Source organism: Bacillus sp. FSL R9-9834, assembly GCF_038006905.1.
In the GTDB taxonomy this organism is placed as follows: domain Bacteria; phylum Bacillota; class Bacilli; order Bacillales; family Bacillaceae_G; genus Bacillus_A; species Bacillus_A pacificus.
Genome location: NZ_JBBOWD010000001.1, coordinates 1,227,570 through 1,248,889, shown reverse-complemented (window position 1 = coordinate 1,248,889; position 21,320 = coordinate 1,227,570). Strand labels below are relative to the sequence as shown.

General features: G+C 35.6%; 23 protein-coding genes and 1 other annotated feature. Of the genes, 10 read left to right on the top strand and 13 right to left on the bottom strand.

What is annotated here, in order from left to right:
• Positions 1–83: 83 nt before the first annotated feature.
• Entirely contained in the window at positions 84–1,715 is a 1,632-nt protein-coding gene (locus tag MKY00_RS06505) for a peptide ABC transporter substrate-binding protein (RefSeq protein WP_000727229.1), read from the bottom strand.
• A gap of 319 nt (positions 1,716–2,034) precedes the next feature.
• Here MKY00_RS06505 and MKY00_RS06500 point away from each other — a divergent pair, with 319 nt between their 5' ends.
• Both MKY00_RS06500 and trpS read left to right on the top strand, forming a co-directional pair.
• A complete protein-coding gene (locus tag MKY00_RS06500; RefSeq protein WP_001044987.1) occupies positions 2,035–2,415 on the top strand; it encodes a DUF3899 domain-containing protein in 381 nt (126 codons plus the stop codon).
• Positions 2,416–2,520: 105 nt separating this feature from the next.
• Positions 2,521–2,737: a binding site (T-box leader), on the top strand.
• Between the two features lie 76 nt (positions 2,738–2,813).
• Positions 2,814–3,803, top strand: a complete 990-nt coding sequence (gene trpS, locus MKY00_RS06495) for a tryptophan--tRNA ligase (protein ID WP_000110985.1) — start codon at positions 2,814–2,816, stop codon at positions 3,801–3,803.
• Positions 3,804–3,941: 138 nt separating this feature from the next.
• Here trpS and MKY00_RS06490 read toward each other — a convergent pair whose 3' ends face one another.
• The 7 genes from MKY00_RS06490 to MKY00_RS06460 form a co-directional block, all read right to left on the bottom strand.
• Complete coding sequence (locus MKY00_RS06490; RefSeq protein ID WP_000966125.1) at positions 3,942–4,688, bottom strand: YjbA family protein; 747 nt, start codon at positions 4,686–4,688, stop codon at positions 3,942–3,944.
• Positions 4,689–4,831: 143 nt separating this feature from the next.
• Positions 4,832–5,620 (bottom strand): DUF2268 domain-containing protein, encoded by a 789-nt coding sequence (locus tag MKY00_RS06485; protein ID WP_000539320.1) that lies wholly within the window; start codon positions 5,618–5,620, stop codon positions 4,832–4,834.
• Positions 5,621–5,726: 106 nt separating this feature from the next.
• Positions 5,727–6,965, bottom strand: coding sequence for a beta-ketoacyl-ACP synthase II (gene fabF / locus MKY00_RS06480; RefSeq protein WP_000412655.1), 1,239 nt, complete (start codon positions 6,963–6,965; stop codon positions 5,727–5,729).
• 31 nt (positions 6,966–6,996) lie between these two features.
• A complete protein-coding gene (fabH, locus tag MKY00_RS06475) occupies positions 6,997–7,929 on the bottom strand; it encodes a beta-ketoacyl-ACP synthase III (protein WP_001100536.1) in 933 nt (310 codons plus the stop codon).
• Positions 7,930–8,160: 231 nt separating this feature from the next.
• A complete protein-coding gene (locus MKY00_RS06470) occupies positions 8,161–8,337 on the bottom strand; it encodes a ComZ family protein (protein ID WP_001986215.1) in 177 nt (58 codons plus the stop codon).
• A 53-nt stretch (positions 8,338–8,390) separates the two neighbouring features.
• Positions 8,391–9,263 (bottom strand): NAD-dependent epimerase/dehydratase family protein, encoded by an 873-nt coding sequence (locus MKY00_RS06465; RefSeq protein WP_016716863.1) that lies wholly within the window; start codon positions 9,261–9,263, stop codon positions 8,391–8,393.
• Positions 9,264–9,292: 29 nt separating this feature from the next.
• The gene (locus tag MKY00_RS06460) at positions 9,293–10,027 is read right to left on the bottom strand and encodes a hydrolase (RefSeq protein WP_000028715.1); all 735 of its coding nucleotides are present in this window, start codon (positions 10,025–10,027) and stop codon (positions 9,293–9,295) included.
• A gap of 156 nt (positions 10,028–10,183) precedes the next feature.
• Here MKY00_RS06460 and MKY00_RS06455 point away from each other — a divergent pair, with 156 nt between their 5' ends.
• Together MKY00_RS06455 and MKY00_RS06450 are read left to right on the top strand one after the other, a co-directional pair.
• Positions 10,184–10,366, top strand: coding sequence for a YjzD family protein (locus MKY00_RS06455; RefSeq protein ID WP_001211114.1), 183 nt, complete (start codon positions 10,184–10,186; stop codon positions 10,364–10,366).
• Between the two features lie 146 nt (positions 10,367–10,512).
• Positions 10,513–10,821, top strand: a complete 309-nt coding sequence (locus tag MKY00_RS06450) for a hypothetical protein (RefSeq protein ID WP_016716862.1) — start codon at positions 10,513–10,515, stop codon at positions 10,819–10,821.
• A 50-nt stretch (positions 10,822–10,871) separates the two neighbouring features.
• On the opposite strand, the gene clpB is transcribed toward MKY00_RS06450, so the two are convergent.
• Complete coding sequence (gene clpB / locus MKY00_RS06445) at positions 10,872–13,472, bottom strand: ATP-dependent chaperone ClpB (protein ID WP_016716861.1); 2,601 nt, start codon at positions 13,470–13,472, stop codon at positions 10,872–10,874.
• 211 nt (positions 13,473–13,683) lie between these two features.
• Positions 13,684–13,863, bottom strand: a complete 180-nt coding sequence (locus MKY00_RS06440; RefSeq protein ID WP_000531421.1) for a YjzC family protein — start codon at positions 13,861–13,863, stop codon at positions 13,684–13,686.
• A 494-nt stretch (positions 13,864–14,357) separates the two neighbouring features.
• On the opposite strand from MKY00_RS06440, the gene MKY00_RS06435 reads away from it, so the two are divergent.
• The 3 genes from MKY00_RS06435 (at position 14,358) to MKY00_RS06425 (ending at position 15,611) form a co-directional block, all read left to right on the top strand.
• Positions 14,358–15,167: a Cof-type HAD-IIB family hydrolase gene (locus tag MKY00_RS06435; RefSeq protein ID WP_001041235.1), complete on the top strand. Its 810-nt coding sequence runs from the start codon at positions 14,358–14,360 to the stop codon at positions 15,165–15,167.
• Positions 15,168–15,272: 105 nt separating this feature from the next.
• The gene (locus MKY00_RS06430; RefSeq protein ID WP_000516816.1) at positions 15,273–15,413 is read left to right on the top strand and encodes a hypothetical protein; all 141 of its coding nucleotides are present in this window, start codon (positions 15,273–15,275) and stop codon (positions 15,411–15,413) included.
• Complete coding sequence (locus MKY00_RS06425) at positions 15,414–15,611, top strand: DUF3813 domain-containing protein (RefSeq protein WP_000527392.1); 198 nt, start codon at positions 15,414–15,416, stop codon at positions 15,609–15,611.
• Positions 15,612–15,636: 25 nt separating this feature from the next.
• Here the strand turns inward: MKY00_RS06425 and MKY00_RS06420 are convergent, their stop codons facing one another.
• Positions 15,637–16,494, bottom strand: coding sequence for a YitT family protein (locus tag MKY00_RS06420; protein WP_000364456.1), 858 nt, complete (start codon positions 16,492–16,494; stop codon positions 15,637–15,639).
• A gap of 100 nt (positions 16,495–16,594) precedes the next feature.
• Between MKY00_RS06420 and MKY00_RS06415 the strand changes: the two genes are divergently transcribed.
• Together MKY00_RS06415 and prsA are read left to right on the top strand one after the other, a co-directional pair.
• Positions 16,595–16,726 carry a DUF3941 domain-containing protein gene (locus MKY00_RS06415; RefSeq protein WP_001120845.1) on the top strand — a complete coding sequence of 44 codons (132 nt, stop codon included), beginning with the start codon at positions 16,595–16,597 and terminating at the stop codon, positions 16,724–16,726.
• A gap of 130 nt (positions 16,727–16,856) precedes the next feature.
• Complete coding sequence (prsA, locus tag MKY00_RS06410) at positions 16,857–17,714, top strand: peptidylprolyl isomerase PrsA (protein WP_016716859.1); 858 nt, start codon at positions 16,857–16,859, stop codon at positions 17,712–17,714.
• A gap of 49 nt (positions 17,715–17,763) precedes the next feature.
• Here prsA and MKY00_RS06405 read toward each other — a convergent pair whose 3' ends face one another.
• A complete protein-coding gene (locus MKY00_RS06405; protein WP_000281266.1) occupies positions 17,764–18,618 on the bottom strand; it encodes a CvfB family protein in 855 nt (284 codons plus the stop codon).
• 247 nt (positions 18,619–18,865) lie between these two features.
• On the opposite strand from MKY00_RS06405, the gene MKY00_RS06400 reads away from it, so the two are divergent.
• Positions 18,866–19,357: a YajQ family cyclic di-GMP-binding protein gene (locus MKY00_RS06400; protein WP_016716858.1), complete on the top strand. Its 492-nt coding sequence runs from the start codon at positions 18,866–18,868 to the stop codon at positions 19,355–19,357.
• A gap of 833 nt (positions 19,358–20,190) precedes the next feature.
• On the opposite strand, the gene MKY00_RS06395 is transcribed toward MKY00_RS06400, so the two are convergent.
• The gene (locus MKY00_RS06395) at positions 20,191–21,075 is read right to left on the bottom strand and encodes a helix-turn-helix domain-containing protein (RefSeq protein ID WP_000397884.1); all 885 of its coding nucleotides are present in this window, start codon (positions 21,073–21,075) and stop codon (positions 20,191–20,193) included.
• Between the last annotated feature and the right edge of the window lie 245 nt (positions 21,076–21,320).

The window sequence follows — 21,320 nt, the reverse complement described above, 5'->3', positions numbered from 1 at the left end:
TAAATATTCTTACTTTTATTTTTTTAAAATAAGAGTACATGCCCATCATAGGCATATACCCTTATTCATGATGGAAACCATTTTTAGTTTTTGAGTTCAACCCACTTATAGCTAAATTCCCCGCCATATTTATGTTCTAATAGGCCAGTAATAGATTGGCGTTGTAAATATGCTTTTCCAGGTTGATATACTGGAGCAATTGCTGCATCTTCAAGCAGTTGTTTTTCTGCTTGTAATAATGCATCCCAACGAGCTTGTACATCAACTTCTGTTTTTGCTTTTTTAATTAAATCATCATACGCTGGGTTTGCGTAATGTACTTTGTTTTGCGCATTACCTGTCGTATACATTTCAAGGAATGACATTGGATCCATATAATCTGGACTCCATCCCGCATATGACATTGCATAATCTCCACTTGCTTCAAGTTTTAATTTTTGTGCAAATGGTTGCATTTTTGTTGGAACTGTTAAACCTGGTAAGTTCTTTTCAAATTGTCCCTTTAAATACTCTCCGATTTTTTTAGCATCATCAGTATCAAAGTTTAATAGCTCTAACTCTACTTTGTCTACACCAAGTTCTTTTTTACCAGCTTCCCAGTATTTTTGTGCTTCTTTCATATCCTCTTTTATAAGCTTTCCGTTTTCTTCACGGAAGTCTTTTCCATTCGGACCTTTTGCTAAGCCTTTCGGAACAAAACCATATATACCCTCTGAACCATCGTTTAAGATTACTTTTCCGATGTTTTCACGTTCAAAGGACATTGCAATTGCTTTTCGGATATTTTTATTTGCTAAAAATTTATTCTTTTCATTTAAGCGAATAAATTGTGTAGATGGTCTCTTAATCGTTTTAAAGTCAGCATCTGATTTGTATTTATCTACAAACTCTGATGTTAAGACTACACGATCAATTGCTTTCGTTTCATATAAATTTATAGCAGTTGAACGATCCTTAACAATATTGAAGTTTATTTCCTCAAGTTTTACTTCTTTATTTTCCCAATACGTTGGATTCTTCTTAAGCTTGAAACTTTGTTCATGCTTCCATTCATTTAATACGAATGGACCATTATAAAGTGTCGTATTGGATTCTAATCCAAATTTTGCTCCTTGTTCTGTTACAAACTTCTCATTCAAAGGATACAATGTTGGATAGACTGTTAAACTTACAAAATAAGGAACAGGGTTATCTAATTCCACTTCAAGTGTATGATCATCAATTGCCTTTACACCAAGTTCTTCAACTGGTAACTCTTTTTTGTTAACTTTCTCCGCATTTTTAACATCAAATAGTATGTAAGCAAACTTGGCACCCGTGTTTGAATCTACAGCTCTTCGCCAAGAATAAACGAAGTCCTTCGCTGTTACAGGTTCACCATTAGACCATTTCGCATCTTCACGTAACTTAAACACATACTTTTTGCCATCCTCTGATTTCTCATAAGATTTAGCGACACCTGGAACAAGTTTATCATCTTTCCCCAGACGATATAACCCTTCCATTGTGTTATTCATGATGTTAGAAGATGTTGCATCTGTTGATAACGTCGTATCCATAGTTGGGATTTCAGCTGTCTCAGTTAGATTTAACACTTGCTTGTTTGAGGATTTTTCTTTCGCGCCTGCTTTATTATCCTCTTTTTGGTAACTACAAGCTCCTAACATACTGACAGTCAACGTCGATGCAAGTAATAACGGTATCTTTTTCTTCATGTTGTGTTGCCTCCCCTAATTGCACTTCCTGTACCCTCACTTGTAAAAAAGTAGAATTGAAAGAATAATCTCCAAGTTTCTACAATTTTCATTATACATATAATATAACAATTGTGAATATAGTTTTTTGTTTTTTTGTTAAAATTTTTAATAAAATGTTTATATTTTTATTTTTTTGTAAAGGGATACGTTAACATTGCTACCATCATCTTGCAATCAGACCTTTAATTGCGTATAATTTTCAAAAAATTAGTTCTAGTACATATTATAGCTTTTATAGTATAATAATTCTAGTAATATTTTGACGGAGGGGAACATTTTGAATAAAGTTTTTTTTCATACTTGTATACTAATTTTCATAGCGATAATCGCTTCTAGTATTGGTGCATTCCTCGTTTCATCGCATTTTTTGTTGAATTTTGTCAACATCTCGTTTTATATTGCACTATTTTTTATTCTTATAGGCGGTTTTTTATTCATATTTCAAAATGGATTTTTTAATGTAACAATTTACGCCTTCCAAAGAGTATTTGGTACGAACAAAAAAATTGACTCTTTAATTGAAGAAGTAGAGGAACCTGTCGATAAGAAAGAACGTATTTATAAAACATATTCATTCAAATGGACGTATCCAATTTGCATTACCGGTATCATTCTTGGGTTGTTCTCGACCTTCATTAGCTTTACTATTTTGATGTAGTTTGCAAACACTATCCCATATGATATAATAATCAGCAAAACATTTTGTTATAAAACTTTAGTTCTTTCATATTTAAAGAGCTCAGGTAACAATAAATAAATTTATATGTATGCGATGATAAAGAAGAGTACATATTGAGGCAATTTCAGAGAGCTTGTGGCTGGTGTGAACAAGTAATTGTACAGTATGGAATGGGCTTTTGAGCTCCAAACCGAACCGAAAGTAGTAGGCTTTGGCGTTATATCCAAACGTTATTATGGATTAGAGAGATTTCACAGTAGTGAAATAATTAGGGTGGTACCGCGGTCCATTCGTCCCTATAGTTTTTTGGGATGAATGGGCTTTTTTTGTTTGCCTTCTCTTCCCCATTACGCATTCAAATTTAGGAGGAATTAATTATGTCAGTTATCTTTTCTGGTATTCAGCCAAGTGGAACGATTACACTTGGAAACTATTTAGGAGCTATGAAGCAATTTACAGAGCTTCAAAATGAACACGACTGTTATTTCTGTATTGTAAACCAACATGCGATTACAGTACCTCAAGATCCTGTCGGGCTTCGTAAAAACATCCGCAGTCTTGCTGCACTTTATGTAGCATGCGGTATCGACCCTGAAAAAGCTACGTTATTTGTACAATCAGAAGTACCGGCACACGCTCAACTAGGATGGATTATGCAATCAGTTGCTTACGTTGGAGAATTAGAGCGTATGACGCAATATAAAGATAAAGCGTCAGGTAGAGATTCAGTACCAGCTGGATTACTAACGTATCCACCATTAATGGCTGCTGATATTTTACTTTACAACACTGAGATCGTGCCTGTTGGTGATGATCAAAAGCAACATATGGAATTAACACGTGACCTAGCAGAGCGTTTCAACAAACGCTTCCGTGAAGTATTCACAATTCCTGAAATCCGCATTCCAAAAGTAGGAGCTCGCGTTATGTCACTAACAGAGCCTACGAAAAAAATGAGTAAATCTGATCCGAATCCAAAATCAATGATTAGCATGCTTGATGAACCAAAAACAATTGAAAAGAAAATTAAGAGTGCTGTAACTGACTCTGAAGGTATCGTGAAATTCGATAAAGAAAACAAACCTGGCATCTCTAACTTATTAACAATCTACTCTTCATTCTCTGGAAAAACAGTTGAAGAAATCGAAGCAATGTACGAAGGAAAAGGATATGGCGACTTCAAAGGCGACCTAGCACAAGTAGTCGTAGAAGCGATTCGCCCAATCCAAGACAAATATAACGAACTAATTAACTCACCAGAACTAGACGAAATTCTAGACAAAGGTGCCGAAAAAGCAAACCGCGTCGCATTCAAACAACTACGCAAAGTAGAAAACGCAATGGGACTAAGCAGAAAACGTAGGTAACATATAAAGCGAAGGGCTAGGAGCCAGAGCTGGATTTCATATAAAAGCGGAGGCAGCTCGTTCAGTTCTTAGACACGAAGAGCTTGCTGCTGAAGATAAGTTACACCAAATTAAAAAAACCGCCAATCGGCGGTTTTTTTAATTTACCTTTTGCTCGTTTTCCATTTCCCATAACTTTTCAAAAAATGGCTGTCCTTTTACGAGACGCTCGCATAATTGTTCGTGCTTCTCAGACCAACCTGTTTTCGCTTCCTCATACAGCTTAGCCCAAATATCTTCAAATTCCATATGTTGAACCATTCCGTATGCTGATGGATCCCACTCTGTGAACCAATAGCGAATTTCTGCTGTGTTTTTCGTTGTATGTAATTGATCTAATGCCATAAATAATAATTGTTTAAGCTGTCTTTCTTTACGAGTCAGGCCATTCATAATGAATGGTGATGGTGATAAAATATGATGTTCTTTTTCTATTTCTTCTACTTGGAACTCATACTTTTCTGCTTGTACGTTTTCTACCATCTCATATACCATCTGCTCTTGGCGCGGTATAAGTCTACTTTTTCGAATCGGTACATTGTAACCAATTGTGTCAATCGCAATAATTCCTTTTCCATCTGTAACTACAAAGCAATACTCTTGCTGCAAACGTTCATGATTTTTACGAATATAAGCCTTATGATGTACGTCTTCCAACATTTTTTGCGGAAGCTCTAACAATTCGTTCTCGATGTAATGATATAATGTGGCATCTACTTTTAATAATGGCACTTGATCTAATAGCTCAATCGTATCATCTTTCCGCCATTCGTAAAAATGACAAACGTTATACCCATTTTCTTCACCTTCAAACCAATTTACCCATACATCATGTAGATATAACATTCACTACCCCTCACTTCACTACTGTTTGTATCCATCATTATGTTCAATTTTTCTTAACTTTATTCCACCTAAGGAAATATATTCTAATTATTATTTTTTCTTCTATTAATACTAAAAAAACAGGAAAGAGAGCTCCTGTTTTTTTATATATGAAATGTATTTGCTTTATTCAATATTTCTTTCGCATCTATAGGCAATAAAGAAAGTGTATCTTCTCCTTCCAAAGTTACACAATCTTTGACAATATGAAATCCAAGCGCATAGCCAAGCATCTTCGGATAAGAATGAAATCCATTTAATAAGATGTCGTGCTCCCTTGTTCCTCGCTTTATACTTATTCTTTCATGCACAACATTTTTCCAATAATATATAGCCTCTTCTTTTGAAAGATACGTCGTCCACGGTGCATTGTTTTTTTCTGAATATCTTTCCGTTACCGCTTGCTCAGCCAAACCTTCCATAATCATCGTATCAAGTAATGTATATTCCGTTTCTTTCGTCTCAATTTGATGTAACCTGCATATGTGATGATATTCATGCGCTAGTAACACTTTTAATTCTTCCACCGAATTCCGTCCACATACAAATAAGAAAATAACGTGACGCATAGATAATCCAGCCCTGCCGTTATACTCTTCTTGTACCGTTCGATTATAGGAATCTGATAATAAAATAAAGACAGGGACATCTGGACCTTTTAGCCAATCTTTCAGCTTCTCATATTCTGCACGTAACTCTTTCCAAACTTCCTTTTTCTCTAACTCTTTAATTTCTCGTTCTCCTCGCATAACGGGGCGATACATACCTTTAGAAATTAAAAAGCGATACAATCTTTCTTTTGGTAGCGGGATATACTTCGTAAACTTCTCACACAGCTTTTCTGGCCGTCCGTAATATAGATGTAACCACTCAGCAGTTTCAACAACCCCCATCTTTATCCCTCCTTTTTCTTATGTATATGCAAAAGGAGAAAAAGGCGTAAAAATAAATAAGGAGTTTTTTCGCAATATGTTACGAAAAAACTCCTTATTTCATCTATTATTTATACGCTTTAAATACTAATACTGCGTTATGACCACCGAATCCTAATGAATTACTTAACACTGCGTTTACTTCTTGATGTCTCGCTTGATTCGGTACGTAATCTAAGTCACATTCTGGATCTGGTGTCTCATAGTTAATTGTTGGAGGAATTACTCCATCTGTAATTGATTTAATAGAGAAAATCGCTTCAACAGCACCAGCTGCCCCTAATAAGTGACCTGTCATTGATTTCGTTGAGCTAATCGCTACTTTATACGCATGCTCACCGAACGTTTCTTTAATTGCCATCGTTTCATACTTTTCATTCGCATCCGTACTTGTACCATGCGCATTAATGTAATCAATATCTTCTGGCTGTAGACCTGCATCTGCTAAAGCTTGACGCATTGCGCGCACGCCACCTTCACCGCCAGGAGCCGGCATTGTAATATGGAATGCATCACCAGTTGCACCGTAACCAGCGATTTCTGCATAAATGTGAGCACCACGAGCTAATGCGTGCTCTAATTCTTCAAGAATTAAAATACCCGAACCTTCACCCATTACGAAACCGCTACGGTTTTTATCGAATGGACGGCAAGCTGTTGCTGGATCTTCATTGAATGTTAATGCTTTCGCTGAGCTAAATCCTGCGAATGCCATACTTGTTAACGGCGCCTCTGCTCCGCCTGTAATCATTGCATCAGCATCACCTCGCTGAATCGCTTTAAACGCATCACCAATTGAGTTTGCACCAGATGCACAAGCCGTTACAGAACAAGTGTTAATTCCTTTTGCTCCTGTTGCGATTGATACTTGGCCTGCTGCCATATCTGGAATCATCATCGGTACGAAGAATGGGCTCACGCGGCGCGGACCTTTCTCAGTAAAAATCTTAAATTGTTCTTCGTATGTTTCCATACCGCCAATACCAGAACCAATCCATACACCAATTCGAGGTCCGTTTTCTTCTGTAATCTCAAGCTTTGCATCTGCAACTGCCATTTTCGCTGCCGCTACTGCATATTGTGTAAAGCGATCCATACGACGCGCTTCTTTTTTATCAATATATTTCTCGACTTCAAAGTCGTTAATTTCTGCTGCTACTTTTGCTGGAAATAGTTCCGGATCAATTCTTGTAAGTCGTCCGATTCCAGATACACCTTTTTTAATGTTTTCCCACGCTGTTTCAACATCTGTACCGACCGGTGTAACAGCTCCTAATCCTGTAATTACGACCCTCTTTTTTTCCATACAAAATACACTCCTTTTTTTCTCTCAGTCCTTATTTACCCCAACGAAGAGCGACTGCTCCCCATGTTAATCCGCCGCCAAAACCAACAAGTATAATTAAATCACCATCTTGAATACGTCCGTTTTGCAATTCCTCTACCATCGCAATCGGAATGGAAGAAGCTGATGTATTACCGAACTTCTCAATTGTCATACTCATTTTTTCTTGTGGTAAATTTAATCTCTCTCTTGCAGATTCCATAATACGAATGTTCGCTTGATGCGGTACTAAGAAATCCACATCTTCTTTCGTAAGACCAGCTTTATCTAAAACGCGAAGACAAGAATCCCCAAGTTGACGAACGGCAAATTTAAAGACTTCTCTGCCATTCATCATAACATACTCGTCTTGATAAAGATGCTTACCGCCACTTCCGTCCGCTCCTAATTCGAAAGATAGAACACCTTTACCTTCTGAAACAGCTCCCATTACGATCGCACCGGCTCCGTCTCCAAATAGTACTGCTGTATTTCGATCGTTCCAGTCTACAATTTTAGATAGTTTATCACTACCAACTACTAGTATATTTTTATAAGTTCCCGTTTGAATAAATTGCTGCGCTGTAATCATTCCGTACATAAAACCAGCACACGCTGCACTTAAATCCATTGCAGCTGCATGTTTTGCGCCAATCGCTTCTTGAATAACACAAGCTACTGCTGGAAAAGCACGATCTGGCGTTACTGTGGCTACTAAAATAAGATCGATATCCTCTCCGCTAATCCCTGCATCTTCAAGTGCTTTTTTAGAAGCCTCTACGGCCATATATGAAGTATCTATTGTATCATCGGCAATGCGTCTTTCCGCAATCCCTGTTCTCGTACGAATCCATTCATCGGATGTATCCATTATTTTCTCTAAATCGTGATTTGTGACTACTTTTTCTGGCACATATCTTCCGATCCCTAAAATGCCCACGTTCACATCGCAGCCCTCCGTTTTATATCAATTATTATGACTTGGTACTAATTTTAAAACATAAATGTATTTTTGTCTAGAATATATTTCAGCTAAAACATAAAGCTAACGCATTATTCACCTTATTGTTCATGAAAAGAAACGGAAACATACCTTTCCCTATTCTTTCGAAATATAAAAAGGCCCGAACCGCTTCTACTTACGGTTCGGGCCTTTCTTCCGTCTAAAAAAATGCTTTTATTCTTTATCTGCTTTCCCGAGCTCATATGCTTCGTTCATAACTTTCATCAATAACTCTAATACTGGTTGAGCTTTCTCCATATCAAGCGCAATTCCATTATCATCTAAAATGGCCTTAGCTTCTGGTAAATGCTTCATTGCGATTTGTAAAAATTGCATGCTTTTCTCATTCATATTACGTTCTTCCTCTCCATTAAAACTTTCACATACATAGTGTAACATGCTCTCTATCCTTCGTATAACTCTTTATATTTTTTCATATGTGCCAATTGTTTATTTAAACCGTATTCTAACGGGGTATTTCTTTTTATTGAAATATCCTCGGCCGCTCCATCTCTTTCTTCCGCATTCTCTTTATTCACTTTATCCTCTGCACGTAAAAGGTTCATACCTTTTTTCCATAATGATTTTTTGCCACTAAGTAAATTATATATACCGAGATGCTCCTCGTTCATTCCATTTTCCCATAAGTATTCACATACATCTTCAACGTACAGTAGATCACTTCCGTTTTCCTCACTCACATAATGGCACTCTTTCTCACCCAGTTCTGATAACATGAGCTGATGATACATCATAAAAGATGGTTGCCATGGACCATATAATGTAGGAACTCGAAATACACTATATTGTACCTCTCCTTTTTTCAATCCTTCTTCCACTTTCGAAAATAAACGTTTATTTTCGGACTCATCTGCGTTTCCTACTTCAATAGAAGAAATTAGATTTAACTTCACTTTATGTTCTTCACACAGTCTTATCATTCGCTTTAAATACTGTAATATAACTCTTTCATTTCGAAAGCCCCTTTGTTGATTTGGCTCATACAGACAAAAGTAAACCGCATCAAATTTCTCTTCCTCTACGGATCTCCATCCGTCTTCATCTCTTATCGAATAATACGTAAATAACGCATTTCGCCCAATTAACAATAACTTCTCTTCATTAATTTTTGTCATACTATCAAATTCATCAAAATCAAGACCATATACTTCTACTTCTTCTGCAATCATTTTATTCACAAGGTGATAACCTACAAACGTAAGTGCACCTATAATTAGCACGCGTTCCATACCACCAACCCTTTCCCCTTGAAACAAATAGCTCCTCATTTATGTATATGGGAGCTTCACAATTCTTCTTCATATTTTTTAAAGAAATCAGTCGTTTGCCTAACCATTTTATATTTCACATCTTGCAGATGGAATAAGACAGAAGTATCGCATTGGTTCAATTGCCTCATTTTCTCGTATTTACGTAGCAGCTGTTTTCTTCCTCTTTTTTCTTGTGTTGATACAAAAATTTTAACAGGTACACAAGACGGAAGAAGCGTAAATGATTTCTTATTTATTTTCGCTTCTAATTCTTCTTCCTTAGCATCATACGCCAAACTTAATTCCTTCAAGAGTCTCTTGTAAAAAAATTTATGCTCTTTCTCAAACTCCACATATTCTGGTAAATCTAAACACGGATTTAACATAATGACAGAACGTATACATTCAGGGTATTTGTTCATCATTTCAAGCGCAACAAGTGCCCCCATACCATCTGCCATAATGTGCATTTTTGCATTTAATGTCTCTTTTCTCAACACAACGTCATATAGACGTTTCGCTAGACGAACAGATTGGTCGTTTCCCCAATGTCTTCCGTATAAATTAGAAGAAAAGACCGTATAGCCTTCCTCAATAAGGCCATGTAAAAAATAAGATCTACCTGTATGCTGTGTCCATAAACTTGTACCATTCTCAATAAAGTAGTTGTAATCACCAAGAAGCATGACAGAAAATCCATTTGGCTTCTCTGGTAAATAAATAACGCATGGTTCTTTTTCTAAGTAAAAAAAACGTTCCGTAATACTCATTTTTCCCCCGCCTTATTTTCTAAACGTATAAAAGTACTCTTTTATAATGTATGAACGGAATGCAAATTTGCGTTGAAAAATCTACAAATATTTTTCTATATTCTTTTTTCAATTGTGTTACAATAAGGACAGATTGAACGAATAGAGGTGTAAAATATGCGTTTCATTTGGGCATTAATTTGGTCGTTCTTGCTTGTACATATGATGAGCTACGTAATCGGCTCTATGACTGGCGGTACATACGATTTTAACCAAGCGTCTATTTTCTCAGTTGTTCTTGCGGTATTCGTACTAGCAATTGCAGCTGCAATTCCAAACGAGCCAGTAGAACAACACTAAAAAAAGAGTCCGGATTTTATCCGAACTCTTTTTTACATGGATAAAAATCCTTTATTATCCTTTAACGGTTAAATAACTAATATAAGGACAAAAAGCACTATTCTCTTATTAAAAAAGATTATATCGTAATATAAAGGAGTAATGTTATGAATTTCAAAGATTATAAGATTTGCAATATTTACGGCCAGCAAATGTGGCATGATCAAGCTATAATTATCGGTAACAAAAAAGGATTAGAACAATTAAGGGATATGATTGATGTAGCATTAACTGAAAATCAAAGTGAAGATATTTTCTATCCAACCGATTTTGAAGGATACGAATTGAAAATTATTTGTCTAGAAGATGAAAAAACATTGGAGCACTTAGCTTTGCCCTACCACGATGAAAATTACTACACTAAAACCGATAATGAAGTTGCACCAGAGTCTATAAACAATAAAAAAAGCACTTAAGAGTGCTTTTTTTAATAGACTGTGGAGAAATCCTCCTCCACAACCTATTTTCATTTCACATGAACAACTAACTCGTTATTTTCTACATCAACCACTACATGACTATTGTCAATAATCGTACCTGCAATTAATTCTCTCGCTAATTTCGTCTCAACTTGACGCTGTACATATCTTTTTAATGGACGGGCTCCGTACATCGGATCGAAGCCAGCTTCGACAACAAACTCTTTCGCTGCGTCTGTTAATTCTACCGTAATGTGACGGTCAGCTAAACGACCTTGTAATTCTTTTACAATTTTATCAACAATACCTTTAATTTCATTCGTTGTAAGAGGTTTGAATAAAATAATTTCGTCGACACGGTTTAAAAACTCTGGTCGGAAATGTCCTCTTAATTGTCCCATAACAAGCTCTCTTGATTCCTCTTTAATGGAGCCATCATCTTCTAATCCATCTAATAAATGAGCAGATCCAATATTTGAAGTCATAATAATAACTGTGTTTTTAAAGTCTACTGTACGTCCTTGCGAATCTGTAATGCGACCGTCATCTAACATTTGTAATAAAATGTTGAATACTTCTGGATGTGCTTTTTCGATTTCGTCTAATAAAATAACGGAATACGGTTTACGTCTTACCGCTTCTGTTAATTGACCGCCCTCTTCATATCCAACATATCCAGGAGGCGCACCAATTAAGCGTGACACAGCGTGTTTCTCCATATACTCAGACATATCAATACGAATCATTTGTTCTTCACTATCGAATAATGACTGCGCTAACGTTTTTGCAAGTTCTGTTTTACCAACACCAGTAGGTCCTAAGAAAATGAAGGAACCAATCGGACGGTTCGGGTCTTTGATACCTGCGCGCGCACGAAGAACTGCGTCTGATACTAAGCTTACCGCTTCCTCTTGTCCGATGACACGCTCTGATAAAATTTGCTCTAAACGTAGTAATTTCTCGCGTTCACCTTCAACGAGTTTTGCAACAGGAATACCAGTCCAACGTGAAACAATATCAGCAATTTCTTCTTCACTTACTTCCTCACGTAATAAACGATTTTCTTGTTTATTATGCGCGCCCATTTCTTCTGCTTCTTTTAACTCTTTTTCAATTGCAGGAATTTTTCCGTGGCGAAGTTCCGCTGCTTTATTTAGATCGTAATTCCCTTCTGCTTCTTCTAATTCACGGCGCAGACGCTCTAAATGTTCACGTAAGTCACGAACTTTGTGAATATCTTCTTTTTCTTTCTCCCATTTGGCTCTCATACCACTTGCAACTTCTTTTAAATCCGATAATTCACGTTGCAACGTTTTTAGACGTTCTTGGCTACCAAAGTCCTTTTCTTTTCCAAGAGCCGCTTCTTCAATTTCTAGCTGCATAATGCGGCGCGTTACTTCATCTAATTCTGTCGGCATAGAATCGATTTCTGTACGAATTGTTGCACACGCTTCATCGACAAGATCAATTGCTTTATCTGGTAAGAAACGGTCCGAAATATATCGATCTGATAAAACTGATGCTGCTACAATCGCGCGGTCATGAATATTTACACCGTGATAAATTTCAAAGCGCTCTTTTAAACCACGTAAAATGGAAATTGTATCTTCAACAGTTGGTTCTTCTGCTAATACTTGTTGGAAACGTCTTTCTAGCGCTGGATCTTTCTCAATATATTTACGATATTCATCTAACGTCGTCGCCCCGATACAATGCAGTTCACCACGCGCAAGCATCGGTTTTAACATATTCCCTGCATCCATTGCGCCTTCTGTTTTACCAGCGCCGACGATTGTGTGAAGTTCATCAATGAATAGTAAAATACGACCTTCACTCTTTTTAATTTCATTTAATACAGCTTGGAGACGCTCTTCAAATTCACCGCGGAATTTCGCTCCAGCTACAAGCGCACTCATATCTAATGCAAAGATTGTTCTATCTTTTAATCCTTCAGGTACATCCTTTTTCACAATACGCTGTGCTAACCCTTCAACAATTGCTGTTTTACCAACACCTGGTTCACCAATTAAAACTGGGTTGTTTTTCGTTTTACGTGAAAGAATGCGGATTACGCGGCGAATTTCACTATCGCGGCCGATAACAGGGTCAATTTTCCCCGCTCTTACTTCCGCCACTAAATCACGACCATATTTTTCTAACGCTTCATAAGTTGCTTCTGGATTTTGACTAGTCACTCTTTGATTCCCCCGAACTGTCATTAAAGACTGTAATAAGTTATCTTTCGTAATATGAAATCTTGTAAATAATTGGTTTATATCGCCTTTTTCTTCAGTAAAAGCAAGTAATACATGTTCAACTGAAATGTAATCATCTTGCAATTTTTCTGCTTCTTTTCCTGCTCTTACAAGCAGTTGTTGCAAAGCACCTGTTATATATAATTTACCTGCTTCTGCACCGCTTCCCGTTACAGAGGGCTTTTTCTTAATTAAACCTTCAGCACCTTGTTTTAACGCTTCTATATCGACATTCATTTTTTGAAAAATACGTACTGCTAGCCCATCTTGCTCTTCTAATAATGTAAACAAGAGATGAACAGTATCTACTTCTTGATGATGATGAGATACCGCTAAAGATTGAGCACTCATAATCGCCTCTTGTGTTTTTGTTGTCATTTGATTTAAGTCCATCTTTACAGTCCTCCAAATGTTTGACTTTCTTTGACCTTTGATTTGATTATACGCCAACTGACTTTTTTATACAATAATTTTGATTATGTATTTTCAAACTTATTATTAGAAAAAGAAAAAGGGAGCATGCATGATACGACTGAAAAATATACGGTAAATGAAATTAAAATGGATGACGACAAAAAAGCCGCAATAATAATTGCGGCTTCTGTTACGGTTTTCTTTTATATGTCCACTGGCGGTTATGATTTGTGTTATCTGGAAACTTTTCACCAGCAGTTAGTTTTACCATTTGCGGATCTTTCACCATACTTCCCGTTTCACCAATTTCTACGTAAATGCCATCATTTGGCGCTTTTTGTCCAGAACGAAACCTACGATTTTGTCCCATTTCCATTCTCCTTCCATGACGTCTTTGCCTCATTAGTATATCCATTTTAAAAGAAAGCTTGTCTGTCATGTTTAGGAAACAAGTACTACATTTCATTCTTGTACATATACATGAATGACACAAGCTTAAAGCAGGGATTTCTTCCCTATTTGTAGAAAAAAAAGAAACCAACCTACTATAGGCCAGTTTCAAAGGAGAGTCAAACATATACGAGAAGATTACATGTTCATTATAAGCCTCATCCTACGAACAATGTAACCCTTTTCACAATTTGTCCATAATGAAAGAAACATTGTTTGAACTTTCTAAAAAGATGTTGACTTTTCTTAATTTCCAGCGAGAAATAGTAGACACCGCAACACTTTGCGACGTAAGATGGATATATAGTGAAGTTTCCATCTTTGGTGGTCTCACCCAGCTTAACCTCTTATTTCTGCATATTAAAACGGAAATACAGATAGAAACAAAAATAAATTATTATAAGAGGTGAAATTATGAACAAACAGCATTTAATCGCACTAGACTTAGACGGCACTTTATTAACAGACAACAAAATAATTTCCACTCGAACGAAACATACAATTGCAAAAGCAAAGGAACAAGGACATATTGTCGTTATTTCAACAGGACGTCCATTCCGCGCTAGTTATGATTACTATAAAGAACTTGGTCTGAATACACCAATCGTAAACTTTAATGGCGCTTACGTACATCACCCTCTTGATTCAAAGTGGGGCACACATCACTCTCCTCTTGAGCTAGCAACAGCACAAGAAATTGTCCGAGCTTGCTTTGATTTTGGCGTGAAAAATATATACGCTGAAGTAATGGACGATGTGTATGTTCGTGAAATTGATGAAGATAAAAAACATATTTTTGAATTCGGTTCTCCAAACATTTTTACAGGAGACTTATTAAATATTTTAAACGATCATCCAACTTGCTTATTAATTGACGCACATGACGAGCATTCCAGTGCAATTCGTCAACATTTAACTGATATGCATGCTGAAGTAATTGACCATAGAAAATGGGGCGCACCTTGGCCAATTATTGAAATTGTAAAAAGCGGATTAAATAAAGCTGTCGGACTACAAAAAATTTCTAGTCATTACAACATTCCACAAGAGCGAATTATCGCTTTCGGTGATGAAGATAACGACTTTGAAATGATTGAATTTGCTGGTCACGGCATCGCAATGGGAAATGCCATTCCTGAATTAAAATCACTCGCAAACCATACGACGCTAACGAACGAAGAAGATGGCATTGCACTATATTTAGAAGAGGTTCTTGGGTTGTGATCTAAAAATTCCCTGCTTATAGTTTCTCGCCAAACGCTCATACTATCATTAGACGCAAAAGTTAGCGCGTCGATTGTTTTCAGCTAAATAAAGGGGGTTTTTCGAATGGGTAAAAAGAATAAATCAAAACGTTTTATCCAACAAGGAGCCGATGCTGTTATGAAGCATGATGCAAGATTCCCGTACCGAGGTACATTAGCTGAGGCAGAAAAAGCGAGAAGTAACTCTTCTTTTGGAGGGGTCTAAATGGGGAACTTACTATTTCAACAAGCTAGAGATGCTGTTGCAAATGCCGTATCTTGTTCAAGCGGTGCCGAGCAACAAGATCTCGTATATAGAGCAAAAAACGCTTTGCACTCTGCATACGCAAACTCTTCAACAGCTGAAAAAGTTCAGCTACGTGAAATGCAAGAGCAGTTGCAAAACATTACGAATGCACATTAAAAAAGAGGACCAGCTTTGGTCCTCTTTAATCTTTTCGAAACAATCCGAATACCCCAACCGTTTGCAGTACGTTTGTAAATGCACCTGGGTCCACTTGTTTAATAACCCTCTCTAATTCGTACAGTTCGTAACGAGTAATAACAATCATTAACATTTCCTTATTTTCATTCGTATAAGCACCAGTTGCTGGTATAGTTGTAATCCCCCTCACTAAGCGTGAGTGAATCGCCTTTCGTACATCCGCCCCATTCTTCGTAACGATTAACGCCGTAATCTTCACATGACGCGTATGAATTGCATCGATGATTCGCGTTGACACATACAAAGTCACTAAAGTATATAATGCTTTTTCCCATCCATACACATAGCCGGCAGCGATAATGATCAGTGCATTAAAGAAGAAAAAATATGTACCGACAGGCTTGTCTTTAATCTTTGATAAAATCATGGCGATTATATCTAAACCACCTGTAGAAGCCCCCCACTTCAACGCAATCCCTACCCCGATTGCTGAAATAAGCCCACCAAAAATCGCATTTAATATGATGTCGTTTGAAACTGCTCTAACTGGGATAATTTCTAAAAACATAGTCATAAAGATAACGCAAAGAAAACTAAAGAAAGTAAAGGCCTTTCCAACCTTTTTCCAGGCTAAAATAACGACTGGAATGTTAAACAAGCTAAATAATACCCCGGTTGATATGTGAATAGATAAAAAATCACCTAATATTTGTGATAGCAATTGAGACAATCCAGCAAAGCCACTTGCATACACTTTCGCTGGCGTTAAAAATAAATTCATTCCAATCGCATTTAACAAACCTGCGACCATTACAACGATTAACTTCTTTATAAGTTCGGTATAATTCAACTTCAAATCCATTTCCAATCCACCTTCATTATTCATGAGTACACTGCTATACATAGTCTTTACGAAAAAGGAAATGATAAACGTACAACGTTTAGAAATGGAGTTGATACATATGCCACATACGAGTGATAACGACAAAAAAGCACGCGATAATAATGCAAAACGCGCGCAAAAAAATGAGCAAGAACAAAAGAATATAGAACAAGGTAAGCGTGCCTATTCTAAAAAGACTGATCACCTTTGATTCCATCGTACACCGACAATATTGTTGGTGTACTTTTTTTACAGTTTACAGGGAAAAAACATTAAAAATTCACTTCATGTTCACTTCTATATTCTACAATAGCGATAACATATTCGGATGAGGTGTTAGCATGAGAGGGAAACACATTTTCATTATTACTGCACTACTAAGTATATTAATGCTATCTGCTTGTGGACAAAAAAACGACTCAGATACAGTCGCTACAGCAACAGACTCAACCATTACGAAGAGCGACTTCGAAAAACAGTTGAAAGATCGTTACGGAAAAGACATGCTGTACGAAATGATGGCGCAAGACGTTATCACGAAAAAATATAAAGTATCTGACGATGATGTAGATAAAGAATTACAAAAAGCGAAAAATCAATACGGAGACCAATTTAAAAACGTATTGAAAAACAATGGTTTAAAAGATGAAGCTGATTTCAAAAATCAAATTAAGTTCAAACTTGCTATGAATGAAGCGATTAAGAAAAGTATTACAGAAAAAGACGTGAAAGACCACTATAAACCTGAAATTAAAGCAAGCCATATTTTAGTAAGTGACGAAAATGAAGCGAAAGAAATAAAGAAAAAATTAGATGCTGGTGCTTCATTTGAAGAACTAGCAAAACAAGAATCGCAAGACCTACTATCAAAAGAGAAAGGCGGAGACCTTGGATACTTCAATTCAGGTAGAATGGCACCTGAATTTGAAACTGCTGCCTATAAACTAAAGGTCGGACAAATTAGCAATCCCGTTGCATCACCAAACGGTTATCATATTATTAAATTAACTGATAAAAAAGCTTTAAAGCCTTATGATGACGTGAAAGACTCTATTCGCAAAAACTTAGAAGAAGAACGTATCTCTGACCCTATATTCGGCAAAAAACTATTGCAAGATGAATTGAAAAAAGCAAATATTAAAATAAACGATAGTGAGTTGAAAGATACGTTCACTCTTGTACATGAGCAAGGGAATTAAAAAAGCACCACCTTATAGGTAAAATATAAGGTGGTGCTTTTTATTTCCTTTATTTCTTAAAGTACGTCCAACCTTCTTCTTGGTAAACCTTTTCTTCTTTCATCAACTTACCAAGTGCACGCTTAAATGCAGCTTTACTCATATTGAAACGTTCTTTAATGTCTTCTGGATAGCTCTTATCCCAAAACGGCATTGCTCCGCCTCGTTCTTCCATATATGCATAAATCACTGCAGCATCATCTTCCATTCCTTCTTCTTTACGAGGAAGAAGGGAGATGTTAATTGTACCGTCATCTTTTACATCAATAATTCGTCCCGTTACACGTTGACCGATGCGAACTTGCTCTTTTCTTTCTGTATGATGTAAAAATGCACGGAAATGCTCATCTGTTAATACAAACGAACCAACTTGAAGTGAACGATACACACGTCCGTTTACGTTTTTATTACGCATAGATGGTGTCGCATCTACAACGATTTCTTGCATATCACTATCTCTTGCTGGAAGAGCAATTAAACGATCACGATTCGTTAATTTTAACGTACAATATAATTCGTCTCCAACTTCTGGCCATACTGGCATATAAATTGGGAATTCATCAGCTGGAATTAGTATATCTTTTGATACACCAATATCAACAAACACACCTAGACTAGGAATAACTTCTACAACCTTTACCCAGTTCCAATCATACGTTGTAATAATTGGTTCCTTCATTGTTGCCGAAATACGATTTTGGTGATCAAGATATAAGAATACATCAATCGTATCGCCTTCTTCAATTTCTCCAGCTACTTCATTTTTATGTAGGAAAATTTCTTCTTCTTCATTCCCAACCATATATCCGATTTCCGTTTCGCGTAAAACAGTTACCTGTTCAATCGATCCTATTTGTAAATACATATTTTTTTAATTCCCTTCTCTATATATAAAATGAACTTTTTTAACTTTTTATATTTTTATCATTCCAAACAAAAGTTAATTATAACACGATTTTCTCTTTATTTGTCCAACTGCCCAAAATTCACTATAATAAAATGAGGTTACATCATTATAAGCATGAAAACACTTAAGTCTAAGCTCGTTTTCAGCTATACTTTAGTATGTACAGTACATAAAAAGATTAGAAATTTATTTGGAGGTGCTAACTATGGCAAAAGATAGTTCTTTTGACATCGTTTCGAAAGTAGAATTACCTGAAGTAACAAACGCAATTAATACTGCATTAAAAGAAATCCAAAACCGATATGACTTTAAAGGAAGTAAAAGTGATATTAAACTTGAGAAAGAAGTACTTGTTTTAACTTCTGACGATGAGTTCAAATTAGAGCAAGTAAAAGACGTTCTTATTTCTAAACTCGTAAAACGTAACGTTCCAATTAAGAACTTAGATTACGGAAAAGTTGAAGCGGCGGCTGGTAACACTGTTCGCCAACGCGCAACACTTCAACAAGGTATCGATAAAGATAACGCAAAAAGAATTAACAATATCATTAAAGAAATGAAATTAAAAGTAAAAACACAAGTACAAGATGATCAAGTACGTGTTACAGCGAAAAGCCGTGATGACTTACAAGCAGTTATCGCAGCAGTTCGTAGCGCTGATTTACCAATTGACGTACAATTTATTAACTACCGCTAAAAAGAAAAACATCCTCTGCCTAGAGGATGTTTTTCTTTTTAGCGGGTAGAAACAATATGACGAGGACAAGAAGGTATTTGCGGTGAAAATTGCTGAGCGAACAGTGTTTATTCATGCGAATATCTTACAGGTGACCGCGTCGTTAGACTAGGTCTCATTGTAGAATTTTTTTATACATGGGATTGAGGATGATCTTTTAAAAATAAGGAAAAGACACCTTAGAACATTTCCCTTCAACTTGAAGCACTTTCTTTATCAATTGAATCCCAAACCAAAATCCCTCTCCTACTCAAGCGTAACAATTTATGAGTATAAGAATATTTTCCACCCTTCAATGTAATGTAAAATTAACAAGGAATCTTATTCCGTAAAAAAAGTTAATTATAAAAGAGTTAGAAGTGGTTATTTGAAGAAGTTAATATTATGTTTTTTATTGGCTATACTCTCTCTACATATGACAGGATGTTCTAATAATGTAACTACACTAAATGATAAATCTAATTGCATTCACAAAGCTTGGTACAAAAAAACTACGTTATGTAATAATTTAAAGAAACACTAAATAGTTGATGATAAAGCTCATAAAAAAACACTTTAAGTTGCCTTCCTCTTACTTGAACCATCTTAATTTTAATATGGAAGGAAAAGAAGTATAAAGTGTTAATAAGGATGCAGATTTCAAAATAGAAAGTACGTTAAGTAAACTTTCATTAAAAAATTCATATTAAGTAATACTATTTTAGAATCAAGTTTATAAAAAATATTAAGAGGTTTATAAGTGTAAAACCTACAGGAACTTTTCCTGTAGGTTTTATTGTACTATAAGTAGTTATTTAGCAATTATGTTTTTCGAAATATCCTTCTTTAATTATTTGTAATTTTTTTTCGTTTTTTGTTAATTCAAATATAAATAACGCTGTTTTCATGTTATCAGCAACTTCTTCTTTATTAGATTGTTCAAGCTTTAATAAATTCGAACCTTTTTCATAGTATAGTTCACCCAATAAGTATAAAGTATTTAGATTAATAGCTAATTTGATACCCTTATCAATGTATTTTTTTGCTTCTTCGTATTGATATGTGTAATTTAAACATTTTGCTAAATTATAAATAATTTTTAATTTAATTTCTTTATCTCTAGGAAAATCTAACTTATCAAAATTATTTAAACATCTTTTTAATATATTAATACTCTCTTTATATTCTTTATTTTCTGCATGAAATATAGCCATTGTCTGCATAATATCTATTTCTCTCTCTGTTAAAAAATCAATATTCGTTACAGTTATTTTTAATGCATTATTCAAAAGAGTTAAAGCTGTTTTTATTGAGTTATTCACACGATATATAGCAATTGCTTCATGCCATATTAGAAATTGTTTATCTTCTTTCATTCGAAAATTATTTAAGTTTTTTTCTTTTGTTACTATTTCATAAAGCTCTTTATATTGATGTTGTCTTATGCAGTCTTTCATTACACATTTTACATTTTCTATATATTTTAATTTTTTGTTTTGAGTTAGTGCAAATATATTATTCGGATCAATACCAAGCCTTTCTGATAATTGATATAACAATATGCTAGATGGATAAATCACACCTTTTTCAATCTTGCTAATTTGACTTTGTGAACATATTCCATGACACAATTCGGATTGTGATATATTTTTTTTAATTCTAAGTTCTTTAATGGTAATACCCAAATCGTAAAATTCCATTTTCGCTCCTCAAATATAACCCTTAATGAGTATAAAATTATTTTTCATCTTTTAATGTAATGTAAAATTAGTATAGTTGCAATTATTGTTTCTTCTATTGTTCTTTTCACTTCTTTGCTCAGATGCATTTCGAGGCGCGAGTCTTACTTCGCAGAAAAACAGGTTAAGGAGAAAGTCTTCTCTTTAACCTGATCCCCTATACTTATTAAGAGCAACGCCTTACCTTAAACTGAAGACGAGATACT